At 63.8% G+C, this 16,439-nt stretch carries 13 protein-coding genes and 1 pseudogene; 10 read left to right on the top strand and 4 right to left on the bottom strand.

Annotated elements, in window-relative coordinates:
- Nucleotides 1–67: 67 nt before the first annotated feature.
- The 8 genes and pseudogenes from ACFSJC_RS05120 to waaA all read left to right on the top strand — a co-directional run.
- Nucleotides 68–475, top strand: a pseudogene (locus tag ACFSJC_RS05120) (CatB-related O-acetyltransferase); the annotation flags it as partial.
- A 174-nt stretch (nt 476–649) separates the two neighbouring features.
- Entirely contained in the window at nt 650–1,135 is a 486-nt protein-coding gene (locus tag ACFSJC_RS05115; RefSeq protein ID WP_386024174.1) for a GNAT family N-acetyltransferase, read from the top strand.
- Between the two features lie 325 nt (nt 1,136–1,460).
- Nucleotides 1,461–1,847 carry an MliC family protein gene (locus ACFSJC_RS05110; protein WP_386024171.1) on the top strand — a complete coding sequence of 129 codons (387 nt, stop codon included), beginning with the start codon at nt 1,461–1,463 and terminating at the stop codon, nt 1,845–1,847.
- Nucleotides 1,848–2,326: 479 nt separating this feature from the next.
- Entirely contained in the window at nt 2,327–2,845 is a 519-nt protein-coding gene (locus tag ACFSJC_RS05105) for an NADH-quinone oxidoreductase subunit B family protein (protein WP_386024168.1), read from the top strand.
- The gene (locus tag ACFSJC_RS05100) at nt 2,842–3,612 is read left to right on the top strand and encodes a polysaccharide deacetylase family protein (RefSeq protein ID WP_386024165.1); all 771 of its coding nucleotides are present in this window, start codon (nt 2,842–2,844) and stop codon (nt 3,610–3,612) included. Before ACFSJC_RS05105 ends, ACFSJC_RS05100 begins: the two co-directional genes overlap by 4 nt.
- A 136-nt stretch (nt 3,613–3,748) precedes the next feature.
- Complete coding sequence (gene hldE, locus ACFSJC_RS05095) at nt 3,749–5,179, top strand: bifunctional D-glycero-beta-D-manno-heptose-7-phosphate kinase/D-glycero-beta-D-manno-heptose 1-phosphate adenylyltransferase HldE (RefSeq protein ID WP_386024162.1); 1,431 nt, start codon at nt 3,749–3,751, stop codon at nt 5,177–5,179.
- A gap of 80 nt (nt 5,180–5,259) precedes the next feature.
- Nucleotides 5,260–6,870: a methyl-accepting chemotaxis protein gene (locus ACFSJC_RS05090; RefSeq protein WP_386024160.1), complete on the top strand. Its 1,611-nt coding sequence runs from the start codon at nt 5,260–5,262 to the stop codon at nt 6,868–6,870.
- Complete coding sequence (waaA, locus tag ACFSJC_RS05085; RefSeq protein WP_386024157.1) at nt 6,870–8,222, top strand: lipid IV(A) 3-deoxy-D-manno-octulosonic acid transferase; 1,353 nt, start codon at nt 6,870–6,872, stop codon at nt 8,220–8,222. Before ACFSJC_RS05090 ends, waaA begins: the two co-directional genes overlap by 1 nt.
- A 105-nt stretch (nt 8,223–8,327) precedes the next feature.
- On the opposite strand, the gene ACFSJC_RS05080 is transcribed toward waaA, so the two are convergent.
- From ACFSJC_RS05080 to ACFSJC_RS05065, 4 genes are all read right to left on the bottom strand, one after another.
- Entirely contained in the window at nt 8,328–8,906 is a 579-nt protein-coding gene (locus ACFSJC_RS05080; RefSeq protein WP_386024154.1) for an isochorismatase family protein, read from the bottom strand.
- Between the two features lie 170 nt (nt 8,907–9,076).
- Nucleotides 9,077–9,742, bottom strand: coding sequence for a protein-L-isoaspartate O-methyltransferase family protein (locus ACFSJC_RS05075; protein ID WP_386024151.1), 666 nt, complete (start codon nt 9,740–9,742; stop codon nt 9,077–9,079).
- A 104-nt stretch (nt 9,743–9,846) separates the two neighbouring features.
- Entirely contained in the window at nt 9,847–11,544 is a 1,698-nt protein-coding gene (locus tag ACFSJC_RS05070; RefSeq protein ID WP_386024149.1) for a cation:proton antiporter domain-containing protein, read from the bottom strand.
- Nucleotides 11,545–11,742: 198 nt separating this feature from the next.
- Nucleotides 11,743–13,071: an ABC1 kinase family protein gene (locus tag ACFSJC_RS05065; RefSeq protein WP_386024146.1), complete on the bottom strand. Its 1,329-nt coding sequence runs from the start codon at nt 13,069–13,071 to the stop codon at nt 11,743–11,745.
- Between the two features lie 306 nt (nt 13,072–13,377).
- Here ACFSJC_RS05065 and ACFSJC_RS05060 point away from each other — a divergent pair, with 306 nt between their 5' ends.
- Both ACFSJC_RS05060 and ACFSJC_RS05055 read left to right on the top strand, forming a co-directional pair.
- The gene (locus ACFSJC_RS05060) at nt 13,378–15,285 is read left to right on the top strand and encodes a DEAD/DEAH box helicase (protein ID WP_386024143.1); all 1,908 of its coding nucleotides are present in this window, start codon (nt 13,378–13,380) and stop codon (nt 15,283–15,285) included.
- Nucleotides 15,286–15,540: 255 nt separating this feature from the next.
- Nucleotides 15,541–16,428, top strand: coding sequence for an SIR2 family protein (locus ACFSJC_RS05055; RefSeq protein ID WP_386024141.1), 888 nt, complete (start codon nt 15,541–15,543; stop codon nt 16,426–16,428).
- Nucleotides 16,429–16,439 lie beyond the last annotated feature (11 nt).

Below are 16,439 nucleotides of genomic sequence, written 5' to 3'. Positions count from 1 at the left end.
ATCGACCCGTATCCGGACTTTCAGTCCGTAGCTTCAACCCACCAGCTTTAGCTGGTGGTTGTTGAGTATGAATGGTGCCAATCATAAGGTTTCTGGCTTTTCTGCATACCCATTCCAAATATTCGGCAATGGATGGGAGAAGGTGATGCCAAAAGAGGGAGAGCTACCCTTCAAAGGCGACACGGAAATTGGGAATGATGTTTGGATTGGCTATGAATCTACAATTATGCCGGGAGTCAAAATTGGTAGTGGTGCGATCATAGCGAGCAAGTCGGTCGTGGTGAATGATGTCCCCGCTTATGCTGTTGTAGGTGGTAATCCAGCCAAGGTCATCAAGTATCGATTCGATGAAAGTGTAATTAGCGAGCTGTTAGAGATCGCTTGGTGGGATTGGTGTGCGGAAAAAATTACTGAAAACCTTGAGGCGATAGTCGGTTGTGACCTCATTGCCCTTCGGCGGGCGAGTGGCTTATAAAAGCACTATAGAGCGATATCGAGGGCGCGTCTTGAAATCAACGTTGCGTCAACCATTATCGACGGAGTTCCAGGGACGATTTCCGGTTGGCAGTATCCGTAACGACTGAACTCGGCCGGAGGAATCGAAGAGAGAAATTACATAAAATAATTCGTTATTTATGGAGAATATGAAATGGACATTTCAGTAAGAGAGATGTTGAAGGAAGAGGCGTCTGCGCGGCTCGAACTCTTAGAGGCAGCGACTCAGGATCTTCGCAGAACCTACCAGCCGCGAGCCAGTGGCGGAAGATGTGCTGTTGAAGCGACCGGCGTGCTTGTTGCACTAAATGGAAGCGCACTTGTTGGCACGGCTGAATATATTCAGAAGGAGCATCATGTCTATCTACAGGGCATCGCAGTTCATTCCCGATATCGCGGTCAGGGTGTCTGTCGTGCTCTTGTGCTGGCAGCCGGAGAGATAGCAAAGAGAAATGGTCTGCCGACGTTGGTCTTGTGTGCTATCGAGGAGACTGGGAACGTTGCAATATTCGAAAAATTAGGTTTTGAAATATCGAGCCGTGCAATTGCTCAAAATCATGTTAGCCCTAGTGGCGGTCCAGTCACCCAGGTCGAGATGGAGTGGAAACTGCGAGACATGCGAATACAGTCGATCGCATAAAGCGCCGTAGGGCGCAATAGCGCAGCGTATTGCGCCGTATGTCTGAAATTCCAGTATGGCTCTACAGCAGCTCCCCCGCAGAGACTCTCAACCTGTTCGTCGACTCCACCGGAGATGGATCCACCAGGGCATTTGGCTGTCCCCGGATCGGTCAAGTGTATTCGGAAGCTAGAATTCTGTCTGGATTTGCTCCGATCGAATAGCTCGCATACCTTGTTCCACTTTGGATTGAAGACCGCGCCATCGGCAACGGAGCCGATCATTGTTCTTTCTTGCCTGGCTGGAGAATCATGACAACCGCCAGTGTCGAACTCGGAGATACGCGATGGAATCACATCCCCGGCGTCTGAAATGGGTATCGGTCGTCCTGATCCAGGCGATTCTCGCGGGCACGGCTTGCGCCCAACCGCCGAGCCACATCGACCGATATGCCTATCGATGCGAGAGCGGCGCAACGCTTATCAGTGCCTATGACCCGCAAACCGACACCATGCGGGTCCAGTATCGCGATCAGGTGCTGACGCTCGTACCCGTGCGTTCGGGCAGCGGTGCCAAGTTCGGCGGCTCAGACGTGCCTTGGGGCTGGTGGAGCAAGGGCACGGAGGGCTTTGTCTTCGGTTATGCCGCTGACGGGACGGATGACGAGATCCTGGATCGTTGCGGTGACGGCGAGATCCTCGACGAGGACGTCCAGGAGCCGTCCGAGTCGTAGCGCCAATGGAGCCTGACCCTGAATAGCGATGTCATCGCCTTACGGAAGGCGCCGCGAACGAGGAGGCCGGTCCTCTGGTCCATCTGACCTTCGGGATCCCCGAAACCGATGCCGTCGCCTTCCAAGCGACCTGCACCGCACATTGCCTCGCTGAACCGATTCAGCTCGTCAAACGACGGCTGATCCACTGGGCGATGGGCATGGACGCCCGCGTTGGGGCACGAACCGATGCAGCGGGCTCGGTCTCTTTGGTTGCCCCGAGTATCTCACTCGCCATTGCCACCGCGACGGCTCGATCACTCCGGTCGATATCTTCAGCCAGCATCTCGATCTCGATGGCGTCGAGTGCAGTTGCGCGCTGGTCCGGCCGATGACGAACGCGTGGTGGACCGAGAAGACGCTGCGGGAGAGCGAGGCACGACTCGCGCAGATTGATCGATCATCAAGCTCGCAATAGGTATATCCCGGATACTCCGACCATGTTCCGTATTCTCAAACAATCGCTCACCCCCGGCGTCGTCACCGAGCCGGTTTCGGACCCCACAGATGCCGAACTGGAGCGCATCGGCGTCGAGCTGCGCCGGCGCATCGATGCCCGCTTCGGACGCAGTCTGGCGATTCGCCAGGTGGATGCGGGCTCCTGCAACGGCTGCGAGCTGGAGATCCATGCGCTCAACAATCCCTATCACGACATCGAGCGGTTCGGCGTCCACTTCGTCGCCTCGCCCCGTCATGCCGATGCGCTGCTGGTGACCGGTCCGGTCTCGCGTCACATGGAGACCGCCCTGCGCCGCACCTGGCGCGCGACGCCCTCGCCCAAGTTCGTCATCGCTGCGGGCGAATGCGCCTGTACCGGCGGCGAGTTCGGTGTCTCCTACGCGAGCTGCGGGGCGGTGGAGAACGTCATCCCGGTGGACGTGAAGATCTCCGGTTGTCCGCCGGCGCCGATGGATCTGCTGCAAGGGTTGCTGGCGGCGCTGCGAGAGGGATCGGCATGACCGACTCGCCGGGCCTTTCGATCCTGATGTACCACCAGGTCGGCGAGTTCGCGCCGATGAAGGCGCATCGGGCGAATTACTGCGATCGCCGTCAGTTCGCGCACCAGATGGCATTCCTGGACCGGTTCGGTTATTCGGTGCTCGGGCTGGAGGAGGCACTGTCCTGTCTGAGCGGGGAGCGTCCGACGCCGTCCAGGGCGGTGGTGCTCACCTTCGACGACGCCTACGACAACTTCGCCGACCATGCCCTGCCGGTGCTGCAGCGGCACGGCTTTCCGGCGGTGCTCTATGCCATCGGCGGCTGGCTCGGACGCGGGGCCGAGTGGTTCGGCAAGGATCCCGGTCGACCGATTCCGACCCTGATGAGCGGCGAACGGCTGCGGTCTATGCGCTCGGCCGGAATCACCGTTGGGTCCCATACGCTCAACCATGTGAAGCTCGCCGAGGTCGACCGGGCGGCCAAGGCGCGCGAGCTCTCAGAGAGCAAGTCGGCGCTGGAGGACGTGCTCGGCGAGCCGGTCGAGCATCTCTGCTATCCCTTCGGCAGCTTCGATCTGGAGACGGTTCATTTGGCCGCCGAGGCGGGCTATCGCAGCGCCACCACCTGTCTGCGCGGTGCGGCCACCTCGCTCGACCATCCGCTGGTTCTGCCGCGCAAGGCCATCTCTTACGGCGACAACCTGGCCGGTTATTGGTGGAAGCTCGCCATCAAGAACGCGCCTAAGCCGGCGTTGGCCGAATGGCGCGCCACGCTCGCCCGTAGGTAGCGAGTAGCCTGGATGGAGCGCAGCGGAATCCTGGGTTGGCGCGATTGCTTCCGTGTGTGACGGGCCGGCCTGTTCTGGTCAGAGTGCTTGGCCTCAAGCTAGACTGATCGCCTTTCTGCGCTGAGACATTCCGGCCTTGAACGCTACCCGATCATCGTTCTTCCCCGATTTCTCCCGTGCCTGCGTCCTGGTGGCGGGCGACCTGATGCTGGACCGCTATTGGACCGGCGCGACGCGGCGTATTTCGCCGGAGGCGCCGGTGCCCGTGGTGCATGTGGATCGGGTCGAGGATCGGCCGGGCGGGGCGGCTAACGTGGCGCTCAATCTGGCGGCGCTGGGCGCGCGGACCCTGCTGACGGGCGTCACCGGTGCGGACGAGGCGGCCGATATCCTGGCCGAGCGGCTCGCCGACCACTCCATCGAGACCCGACTGCATCGGCGCGCGGATCTACCCACCATCACCAAGCTGCGGGTGTTGAGTCACCATCAGCAGTTGATCCGGCTCGATTTCGAGCAGCCGCTGACCCCGCTCGGCGAGGATCCGTTGCGGTCCCTGGTGGCCGAGTTGCTGGCGGAGGCGGATCTGCTGCTGTTGTCCGATTATGCCAAGGGCACGCTGTCCGATCCGCAGGCGCTGATCCGGCTCGCGCGCGAGCTGGGCAGGCCGGTCCTGGTCGATCCAAAGGGGCGCGATTTTCTCCGCTATCGGGGTGCGACCCTGTTGACTCCGAATCGGAGTGAACTGGAAGAGGTCGTGGGTGTCTGTAGCGACGACGCCGTTCTGGTCGAGCGGGCACGCAATCTGCGCGCCGAACTGGATCTGGACGCCATGCTGGTGACGCTCGGCGAGCGTGGCATGCTGCTGGTGCGCGCCGCTGCCGAGGCGCTGCATCTGCCGACCCAGGCGCGCGAGGTCTTCGACGTGACCGGCGCGGGCGATACGGTGATCGCGACCTTGGCTGCGGCGCTGGCGGCTGGGGTGGAAATCGAGGAATCCTGCGCCCTGGCCAATTGCGCCGCCGGGCTCGCGGTCGGCAAACTGGGCACGGCGACCGTTGGGGCGAGAGAGCTGGAGCGCGCCTATCTGGGCGCCGAGTGGCACGCCATCCTCGATCAGGAGGCGTTGGTCGCGGCGGCGGGCGAGGCGCAGGCGCGCGGCGAGCGTTTGGTTATGACCAACGGCTGTTTCGACATCCTCCATGAGGGCCATGTCGCCTATCTTCAGCAGGCGCGGCGGATGGGCGATCGGCTCATCGTCGCGGTCAACGACGACGCGTCGGTGCGGCGTCTCAAGGGTGAGGGCCGGCCGATCAACGGGGTCGAGCAGCGCATGGCGGTATTGGCGGGTTTGGCCTCGGTGGACTGGGTGTGCGCCTTCGGCGAGGACACACCGGAATCGCTCATCTGCCGGGTCAAGCCGGATCTGCTGGTCAAGGGCGGGGACTATCGCCCGGACCAGATCGCTGGGGCCGAGTGCGTCCGGGCCAATGGCGGCGAGGTGCGGGTCTTGGAGTTTCTTCCAGGACGTTCGACCAGCCGTATCATCGGGGCCATCCGCGACAGTTAACTTCCTGGTCGACTCATGCCCTTTAGGCGATGTGGTAGGCCTGGTTCTCCGCTCCGAATCCCATTCGATAGGAACGCAACATGAATCCCTTCGTGGCCTTGAAGGTTTCCCACCGGCTGTATCTGATCTATGCCATCGTCATCGTCTTCGTGCTGGGAATGTACGGCGCGGTGGTGCTCTCGATCGGCGGACTCGAACGCATGTCTCACGAGGCGTTCGACCAGGCGGCCCAGGTCGATGGGCAGGCGCGTGAGATGCTGGCCGAATTCGATCGGCTTCTCGGTCTCTTGCATACGACCATGCCCGTCTTCGTGTTGCTGCTGACACTGGCACTGTTCGCTATCGTGCGCTCGATCACCCGGCCGTTGCATGAGTTGGGCGCGGTGCTGGGCGATCTCGCCAAGGGTGGCGGGAGCATGCCCGATGCTCTGGAGGTGCACGATCGGCATGAACTGGGCCAGGTGGCCCGCGCGCTGGAGACCTTCACGGCGGGCATTCGGGGCGTCGTTCGGCGCGTTCATGGTCACAGCGCCGAGGCGATCGACACGGTTTTCCATCTGGAGGTCGAGTCGCGCGAGGCGCTGGTGCGGGTGGAGCAGTCCGCCGACCGCATGAATGGCATGGCGGCGGCGACCGAGCAGATGACGATGACGACCGCGAGCATCGCCCAGAGCTGCAGTAACGTGGCCGAGCGTTCGCGCCAGGCGAGCCAGACCGCCGCGCAGGGGGCCGAGGTGGTTCGGGAGACGGTCGATACCATGCAGGCCATCGCCGCGCGCGTGCGCGATTCGGCCGAGGTGGTGGAGGGGCTGGGGGTTCGATCCCAACAAATCGGCACCATCGTCGGCACCATCAAGGAGATCGCGGATCAGACCAATCTCCTGGCGTTGAACGCGGCGATCGAGGCGGCGCGCGCGGGCGAGCTGGGACGTGGATTCGCGGTGGTGGCGGACGAGGTCCGCGCCTTGGCGAACCGCACCAACCGGGCGACCCAGGAGATCGGCGAGATGATTCAGTCGATCCAGGCGGAGACGGCCACCGCCGTGGATTCCATGCACCAGGGGCTGACTGAGGCCGAGCAGGGCTCGGATGCGGCGGTACGCTCGGGGGCTGCCTTGAGCGACATCCTCGACGGGGCGCGGGCGGTCAGCTCCGAGATCGATCAGATCGCCGCCGCGGCCGAGGAACTCGCCGTGACCAACAGCGAGGTGTCCCGCGACATCGCCGAGATTAATGCGCTGACTCAGGAGTCGCTGCACCAGTCCAGACGCGCCGAGGAGACGGCGGGGCGCCTGATGGGGATCTTTCAGGAATTGCAGGGGGCGTTGGGTCGCTTCCGCTGCGAAAACGATCTGGACAGCATCGTCCACAAGGCCAAGATCGCCCACATGCTGTTCGTGCGCCGCATCAAGCTGCACCAGATGGGGCAGGAGCGGCTCGATGCTGGCGCGCTGCCCGATCATCGGCATTGCGAATTCGGTCTCTGGTACAAGGGGGCGGGTCAGACGCGGTTCGCCGACAATACGGCGTTCCAGGAACTCGATGGCCATCACCAGCGGGTGCACGAATTGGGCAAGCAGATCGTACAGGCACACGATGCGGCCAATCAGGTCCAAGCAAACGCGCTCTATGAGCAGATGATCGGCGAATCCTTGCAGCTTCAGGGGCTGCTCGACCGGTTGGCTGCTTGATGGATGAGCGCACCGATGGAGAACGGGGATTGAGGCTCGCGACGCGGGGACTCTATACCCTGATCCTGCGTCTGATGCTTCCGCTGGCGCTGCTGCGGCTCTATTGGCGCAGCATCAAGGCGCCGGCCTATCGCAGGCGTATCGGCGAGCGGTTGGCCTTGGGGGGGCGTGCGCCCAGGGCTGGAATCTGGATCCACGCCGTCTCGGTGGGCGAGGTTCAGGCGGCGGGGCTCTTGATTCGCCAGTTGCTCGAACGGTTTCGCGATGAGGGCATTCTGGTCACCACCACCACGCCCACCGGCGCGGCGCGGCTCGGTGAGCTGTTCGGGGACGGCGTCGCACACCGTTACATGCCCTACGATCTGCCGGGAATCGTCGGGCGCTTTCTCGACCAGGTGCGTCCTCGGTTGCTGATCGTGATGGAGACCGAGATCTGGCCCAACCTGTTGGCGGCCTGCGAGCGGCGTGGCATTCCGGTCGTGCTCGCGAACGCCCGCCTATCGGCGCGTTCGGCCCGGGGCTATGCGCGCGTGCCCGAGTTCACCCGCGAGACCCTGCGGCGCTTCACCCTGATCGCGGCCCAGAGTCAGGCCGATGCCGATCGTCTGATCGAGCTCGGCGCGCTGGGTGAGCGGGTCCGGGTCACCGGAAGCATCAAATTCGATCTGCGCCAGCCCGCCAGTCAGCGTGACTGCGCCGAGGCGATACGCCGATTGTGGGGGCAGCGCCCGGTGTGGGTGGCGGCCAGCACGCACGAGGGGGAGGAGGCGTTGCTGCTGCAGGCCCATCGCCGGTTGCTGGAGCGCCTGCCCCAGGCGCTCTTGGTGCTGGTGCCGCGCCACCCCGAACGCTTCGATCGCGTCGCCGCCCTGGTCGGACGTCAGGGGTTCGGTCTGGTCCGGCGCAGCCATCAGGATGCCTGCAACGAAGAGACTTCGGTCTTCCTCGGCGACACCATGGGCGAGTTGCCCGCCTTCCTCGCGGCGGGCGACGTCGCCTTCATCGGCGGCAGTCTGGTTGCAGTCGGTGGTCACAATCTGCTGGAGGCGGCGGCCTGGGGCGTGCCTATTCTGGTCGGACCCCATACCTTCAATTTCGCCGCCATCACCGAGATGATGCTGGAAGCGGGCGGCGCGGCGCGGGTCGCCGATGCCGAGGCGCTCGCCGAGCGGCTTGGAGTCTGGTTGACCGATGCGGCCCTGCGCGCCGAGGTCGGCGCGCAGGGCCAGGCCGTGGTCGAGCGCAATCGGGGGGCGTTGGAGCGCCTGCTGGCCGTGATCGACGAGGCGCTGGTGAATAAAGCCGTCAGCTGCCAGCCTCCAGCGGCCAGCTCGTTGCACGCAGACCCCTGAGCTTCGAGTCAGACTTTTCTGTCCTTGATGGCTCGGTGAAGGTTCGAGAGGCGACGACCTCGGCAAAATAACCGCTGGGGGCTAGTCGCTGGCGGCTGGAAGCCTTTACTTGAACAACGACCAGACGTCGCGGAACTGGGCGTCGGTCGAGTCGCCGATCCACTCGAAGCCGACCGATTCGGTGCAGACGACCTGGATGCCGCTGTGGCGCATGCGCTGGAGCACATTCTGCTTGTAGAAGGCCTTGCGCGAGATGATGGCGTCTTCCGGGACGAAGACCTGGTAGCCCCAGCGCTGGAGTCCTGAGACGGTCTGCGAGATGCAGATGTGCGCCTCCATGCCGACCACCACCAGCTGCCGACGCTCGGGATGGGAGGAGATATTGCGCTCGAAGCCTGGTGCGGTGCAGCAGGAGAAGGCGGTCTTTTCGGTCGGGTCCGCCGTCTCGGGCATGTTGTCGCGGATGTCCTTGATGATCGGACCGAGACCCTTGGAGTTGTGCTGGGTCGCGAAGACCGGAATCTCGAGAATCTTGGCGGCCGTCACCAAGCGGTTGATGTTATCGACGACCCCTTCCAGTTCGTCCTTGGCCATGGCGGCGGCAAGCCGCTCCTGGGCGTCGATGATGAGTAGCTGCGAGGATGCCCGTTGGCACAGCGGCATTTGGGCCTGATTGATGCTCATGTCGTGTGTCCTCCGACGTTTACTACTTTTTTATCCCCTGAGCGGGGGTCGGAGGAGTGTGCGCTATTAGCCAGGTAAAGATCAAGAATTGATCTAGGTAATGCTTGACGGGCGATTGCGGGCCGCCGAACCCGGGCGATGGGGCTCGGCGGTATCCGCGAGGCCGTTGGTCAGAACGCGAATCCGGCGGGTTCGGTGACGTTGCGGAGCGCGGGCACGCTGGTCTCGAACAGCGGCTGGCGGCGGAAATCTCTCTTGGAGAGTCGCGTGATCAGAATGGCGTGCATCAGCGGATCCTCGCCGATGACGCAGAACAGCCGTCCGCCGATCGCGAGCTGATCCTTGAGCATGTCGAGCGATGCGTCGGTCGGCATGGAGCCGGTCACGGCGATCGCCTCGAAGGGGCCGTCCGCAACCGGACCAGCCAGGCCGTCGGCCTCGCGGATCTCGATGCGCTCGAACTTGAGCGCCGCCAGTCGCTCGCGGGCCTCGGCGGCGAGGGTCGCATCGATCTCCAGGCTGAACACGCGTGCGCCGAGCCAGCTCAGACAGGCGCTGACATAGCCGCTGCCGGTGCCGATCTCCAACACCTTGTCGCCCGGTTTCACGGCCAGCGCTTGCAGTAGATGCCCAACGATCCTGGGGGCCAGCATGCTGGCTGCGGAGCCGATGGGGATTTCGATATCCGAGTAGGCCAGACCGAGATAGGCATCCGGAACGAACGGTTCGCGCGGGATCTCCGTCATCGCCTCCAGTGCACGATCATCCAGAACACCCCAGGGGCGGATCTGTTGCTGGATCATGTTGAAACGTGCGAGCTCGATACTCTCTTCCATCTCGAACGGGTCCCCCGATGAGTCGGTTTTGCTAGGCGGCCAACGAGCTTAATAAGTTTGCCAGGGATCGGCAACCAGCCGGCTTCCGTCTGTGCGCAAGGCGCTCACTCGGCGACCTGTGCATATCCCTGACTGCGCACGCCCTGGAGCATGGAGTCGACTTCGTCGGTCGAGACGCCGAGCATCTGCAGCGCCTCGGCGCCGAGGCGTAGGCTGCTTTCGATCGCCTCGGGATAGGCGCGGGAGGCGCCGGCACGCAGCAGGTTGCCGCAGGCCTCCAGGTCGCGAGCGCGGGCGATGACAGGGACCCGTGGGAAGGCGGTGCGGATGTGCGAGACCGCGCGTAGCGCGGTGGGTCCGTGGTCGATGGTGAGAATCACCAGGGCAGCGCTTCCGACATGAGCGGCCCTCAAAAGCTCCAGATCGCCGATGTTGCCGTAGAAGACGGCGCGGCCGTCGCGCACGCCCCGTTCGACGTTCGCCGGGTTGCTGTCGAAGGCGATGAAGGGGATCTGATTGACCTCCAGCAAGGTGGCGACGGTGTGCCCGACCCGACCGTAGCCGCCGATGACGACGCGTCCCTTGGGCTGAATGCCGGTCGTCTCGAAGGTGAAGTCGACCGGTGCGTTTTTGCGCCGCTCGGCGCGGCGCGCTAGGGCGTCTCCGAGTTTCACCAGCAATGGGGTCAGCAGCATGCTGATCGAGATGACGCCGACCGCGATCACGAAGGTGTGCGAGTCGATGATCCCGAGCGTCTTGGCGAAGCCGAAGAGCACGAAGCCGAACTCTCCGTTCTGGGCGAGCAGGACGGCGAGTCGAGTTGCGGTTCCGCGCGGCAGGCCGAAGAGGAGGGCGATGCCGAAGAGCACAACGAGCTTGATCGTCAGGATCACCAGGACATGCTGGGCGAGGAGCCAGGGCTCGTCGGCGATGGCCGGCAGGTCGATCGACATGCCGACGGAGACGAAGAAGAGGCTCATGAGCAGCCCCTTGAAGGGCTCGATGTGGGCCTGGATCTGGAAGCTGAAGCGCGAGGTCGAGAGCAGCATGCCCATCATGAAGGCGCCCAGGGCCATGGAGAGTCCGGCCTGGTGCATGGCCCAGGCGGCGAGGAAGACCGCCAGCATGACGACCAGTGCGAACGCCTCGCGGTTGTTCTGGCGCAGCAGGCGCTCGAGTGCGAAGGGCACCACATAGCGTCCGAAGACGATGACCAGCGCGAGCATGCCGACGACGGTCAGTGCCTGTTCGGCGAACGGTGGCGTGGCGGCGGTTCCCAAGTCGGAGAGCAGCGGCACGATGGCCAGCATGGGCACTACGGCCAGGTCCTGCATCAGCAGCACGGCGAAGGCGGCGTTGCCGTGACGGGTCGCGAGATCGCCGCGCTCGTGGAGCAGTTGCATCACCAACGCCGTAGATGAGAGCGCCAGGGTCAGCCCGATCAGAAGCGCGACCCGCCAGGATGGTTCGTAGATGGAGACGTAGGCCGAGATCGCCAGGCCGCTCAGCAGGATCTGAATGGTCCCCAGCCCGAACACCTCGCGGCGCAGCGCCCAGAGTCGCTTGGGTTGCATCTCCAGTCCGATCATGAAGAGCAGGAGGACCACGCCGAGTTCGGTGAAGTTGCGCACGTCGTCGACGTGCGCCGTGACGTAGGGGCCGGGCGAGTGCGGACCAACGACGATGCCGGCCACCAGTAGCCCGAGGATCGACCCCAGCCCGAGATGTTTGAAGAGTGCGACCGAGATGGCGGCTGCCGAGAGGAGCACGATGGCCGAGAAGACGAAGCTGCTGAGTTCCATGGTCGCTACTCTATTGCAAGAATGCCGGCCGAGGGGTTGTGCATCGGATCGGGCGAGATACCCCTATTATATTGGGTGAATCCTGCGTCTCGGGCGGAGGATCGAGATGGCGTACATGCGTTGCCGCCGAATCCGCTCGACGCCCGTCCCACGCCCTGCCTCTGACCGAACATCCGCGCGGGGCGAGTCCGGCCGCGCTCAGATGAATGTTTCGGCCATCTCAGCGAGATTGACCCGTGCGCGCAGACGGCGCGAGAGCATGAACGAGCCCATGAACTTGCGGTGCAGGAAGAGCGTTTCCGGCGCGGGTGCGGTGCTGAAGACGCCCGAATGGAACATGGCTCGGCCGTTTCGATAGACCCGCTCGAACAGGTCTGAGGTGGCGAAGTCGTATTGTCCAGGATGGCGCAGCGGTTCGGCGGCCATCTGCAACAGATCGAGCATGGTGTCGACATGCTCGCGCGGATCGTCCTCGCCGACATAGCCGATCGCCACGCAGGCGGCGCGCATCCCCTCGCGGTCGCCGTCGATGGTGGAGCGGGCCAGGTTGCGGAAACGTTCGACCAGCTCGGGCGAGACCGGTTTGGTAGCGCCGAAATCCAGTAGCGTGATGCGCCCGCTCGACGCGTCGTAGAGATAGTTGCCGAAGTTGGGATCGGTCTGGACCAGGCCGAACTCGAACAGCTCGCGCAGGGTGAGCCGCATCAGCGACTCGGCGGCGTGATCGCGCTCGGCGCGGCGGTAGTCCGGGCCGGAGAGACGGTCGATCGAGACGCCTTCGGCGAAGTCCATGGCAAGGATGTTGTGGGTGGTGAGGTCCTGGTGCACGCTCGGGATGACGAGATCCGGATCGTCGCCGATCAGTGTCCGGTAGCGCTCCAGCGCCTCGGCTTCGGCGGCGTAGTCGGCCTCGCGGTGCAGTTGGCGGCGGGCCTCGTCGAGAAAGGGGGCGATATCGACGCCTTTGGGCGCCATTCCGAGCGAGCGGCCGAGGAAGGCCAGGTTGTCGATGTCGCTGTCGATGCTCTCGCGCACGCCCGGAAACTGGATCTTGAGCGCCAGATGCCGGCCGTCCTGCGTCTCCGCCCGGTGCACCTGACCGATGGAGGCGGCGGCGATGGGGGTGAACTCGAAGCGTTTGAAGCGGCGGTTCCAATCGTGGCCGTACTCGCCCTCCAGAACCTGTACGAGTTGGCTCATCGGCATGGGCTCGGCGCTGTCGCGCAGTGCGCTCATGATCTCTGCCGTCTCGGCGGTGAAGACGTCGGAGCCGTCCATCGACATGAGCTGACCCATCTTCATCACGGCGCCGCGCATGCGGGCGAGCCGGTCGGTGAAGCGGCGGGTGCGATCGGGCGAGAGCTGGATGCGCGCCGGCTGGTCGCTGTTGCGGCTACGGGCCAGGTCGACGAGCCCCTTGACGCCGATGCCGGCGGCCAGATCGCCGGTCGCGCGACCCAGGTGCCAGAGTCGGCTCAGTCGTTTGCTGGGAACGGCGGTTCCACGGGGGCCGGACGATTCGGACATGGGATGACTTCCTGAGGATGCGAGTGCTGTGCGGCTGCCGAGAGCCACGGGTCTGCTGCCGATAGACCCCTCGGTCAAGCGGCGGTTCCCGTTTCGACCACTCCCCGTGGTTCGGTGTGTCGCCGCCGGGATAGAACGATCGCCTGATCCGGGAGTCTTCGCGACAGGGTGCGAAGTCGTGCTTGTTGCGAGAACCGGGTTGCCAGAGTGCGTTTTTGCGCGGATAATACCCTGTTCTTCTGCATGTCGTCCCAAAGGTTGCATTAGGTCGGCCTCGAGGACGCTCCCTTCCCTTCGAGGCCCACCATGGATACCCCCGACACGAGCATCAGCTTCGGCGAACTCGGTCTTGCGCCCGGCGTTGAACAAGCCGTAAAAGATCTCGGTTACGAATCCCCGACCGCCATTCAGAGTCAGTGCATTCCCCATCTGCTTGCCGGGCGCGATCTGCTCGGTCAGGCCCAGACGGGCACCGGCAAGACGGCGGCCTTCGCGCTGCCCTTGCTCAGCCGGGTCGACCCCTCGCTCAAACAGCCCCAGGTGCTGGTGTTGGCTCCGACCCGCGAGCTGGCGCTCCAGGTCGCCGAGGCCTTCCAGCAATATGCCACTCACCTGCGGGGCTTCAACGTCCTGCCGATCTATGGTGGTCAAGGCTATGGCTTGCAGCTGAGTCATCTCAAGCGCAACCCGCAGGTGATCGTGGGTACGCCGGGTCGTGTCATGGACCACATTCGGCGCGGAACCCTCTCGATGGACGGCATCCGCACACTGGTGCTGGACGAGGCCGACGAGATGCTCAACATGGGTTTCGCCGAGGACATCGATTGGATCTTCGACCAGGCGCCCGCAAAGCGCCAGGTTGCGCTCTTCTCGGCGACCATGCCGCCGGCGATCCGCAAGGTGGCGCAGGAACGGCTCGTCGACCCCGTCGAGGTGCGGATCGCAGCCAACTCCGAGACGGTCGATACCATCGATCAGCATCACTGCATCGTCACCCGCTTTCACAAGCTCGACATCCTGACGCGCATCCTGGAGCTCGAGCCCTTCGACGGCATGCTGATCTTCGTGCGCACCAAGAATGCGACCACGGAGCTTTCGGATAAGCTCAAGGCGCAGGGCTTCGCGGCCGAGCCGCTCAATGGCGACATGAACCAGGAGATGCGCGAGCGCACGGTCGAGCGGCTCAAGCAGGGGCAGCTCGACATCCTGGTCGCGACCGATGTCGCCGCGCGCGGTCTGGACGTGGATCGCATCAGTCACGTGGTCAATTACGACATCCCCACCGATCCGGCGGCCTATGTGCATCGCATCGGTCGCACCGGGCGTGCCGGGCGCTCGGGGCGCGCCATCCTGCTGGTCGAGCCGCGCGAGCGCGGTTTGCTCAAGGCGATCGAGCGTACCATCCGGCGCAGTGTGCCGCCGATGGATCCGCCGTCCGCCGAGGCGCTCAGCGAGTCGCGCATCGATCGCTTCATCGCCGACGTGCGCAAGACGATGAACGAGCAGGACCTCGATTTCTTCTATCGATTGCTCTCCCGTATCGGTCAGGAGCAGGAAATCGAGATGATCGATGTGGCCGCCTCCCTGGCCTATCTCTATCAGCGCGAGCGTCCGCTGGACGTCAAGGAAGATCTGCCTCGGCCCCAGCGTCGAGAGTGGTCGGACGAGCGTCCGCGTCGCGGCGAGGGTCGCAATCAGTCGCGCGAGGGTCGTTCGCCGCGTCCGGAGCGTGGCCCGGGGCGGCGCGACAACGAGAACCTGGTCAGCTACCGCATCGAGGTCGGACATCAGCATGGGGCGACGCCGCGCGAGATCGTCGGCGCCATTGCCAACGAGTCGGGTCTGGAAGGCCGCTTCATCGGTCGCATCAACATCCAGAACGACCATTCGATCGTCGATCTCCCGGACGGGATGCCGCGCGAGGTCTTCAGTCATCTCAAGCGCGTCTTCGTCTGCGGTCAGGCGTTGCGCATCTCGGCCGCTGGAGCCACGAGCGAGGATTCCCCAGCGCGGCGCACCTGGGAGCCCCGTCAGGACGCGGGCGCGTCGCGCTTCAAGGGCGGCCCGGGTCAGGGCAAGCCGAAGACCTTCCGGCAGTCGGGCAATGTCCGTCGTCAAGCCGAGGGCGCTGGGCCGCGTAAATCCTTTGGTAGCAAGGACTCCAAGGGTTTCCGTGGCGATCACGGACCGGGCGGCCGCAAACCGCGCGATTGAGCTTGGCTGACCCGAGGGGTGCGTGCGGTCTGGAAGGCGACGGCTCTGTCGTCTTTGCGACAGTGCGTACCCCTTTGCACGAAATGCGTGGTCTCCCGCGCGATGCGTTTCGATCCAGGCATTGGATCGGCATCGGCGGAAGCCCGCAGCCGATTGAATCGGCACGATAAACGCCCGAACACACCTCGTTCTTCGTTTGATGGCAGATTTCTTGCTGAGCTTCAGTGATTCGTTAAGCTGCTCAGGGGTAAACCGATGGTGTCTGCACGACTTGAATCTCTCGCGAACGAGGTGGCTCGCGGCGAACTGGTTCCCTATCTGGGGGCCGGCGCTCTGACCGGCTCCGTGGATACGTCCACGGGCGAGCCCATTCCGGCCGATAGCGACAGTCTGATTCTGGCCATGAACAACGGTCGACCCATGTCCCCCCGTCTCATGTGGGAGTTCTCGCGCGCGGCCATGGATGTCGAACTCAAGCGTGGGCGTGGTGCCGTCCACCGTTTTCTCGAAGCGACCTATGCGACGCGTTCCTGGACGCGTGCGCCCCTGCACGATTGGTTGCGGTCGATTCGCCCTCGCTATCTGATCGACATCAACCGCGACCTGCAGCTGCAGGATTCCTATTCCGACGTGCCGCACACCCTGGTTAGGGGGATCGCCCGAACCGGCGGCACGGACTATCGGTTCCGAATCCATGCCTACGACGGGACGGTTTACCGCGAGGTGGCGCAGGAAGCGGTTGACCCGAGTCTGCCGATCCTGTTCAAGCCGATGGGCAGTCCGCGCCCGGACTCCACTTACATCGCGTCCGACGCCGACTATGTGGATTACATCACCGAACTGATGGGCGGCTTTGCCATTCCATCCTTCATCAAGGCCTATCGGCCGGGTAAGCGCTATCTCTTCCTCGGGCTGAGCCTCAACCGCGACACCGAGCGGATGGTGATGTCGGATATGATCTATGCGGCCGGCTCACCGGCGGGCTGGGCCTTGATTCCCAATCCTACCGACAAGGAACGCCGTTTCTGTGCGACCAAGGATGTGGAGATCATCGAGGCCGATATCCCGGATTTCCTGGCGGCGGCCGGAACGCTGGACCCGATGGGCGAGCTGATTCCTGTCGCGCATGAGAGCGGCTGCTGATCCGTGTCCGG

Origin of the sequence: Thiorhodococcus fuscus (assembly GCF_042682685.1) — a bacterium.
GTDB classification, from domain to species: domain Bacteria; phylum Pseudomonadota; class Gammaproteobacteria; order Chromatiales; family Chromatiaceae; genus Imhoffiella; species Imhoffiella fuscus.
The sequence above is the reverse complement of the archived record's forward strand: the minus strand, read 5'-3'. Positions and strand labels throughout refer to the sequence as shown.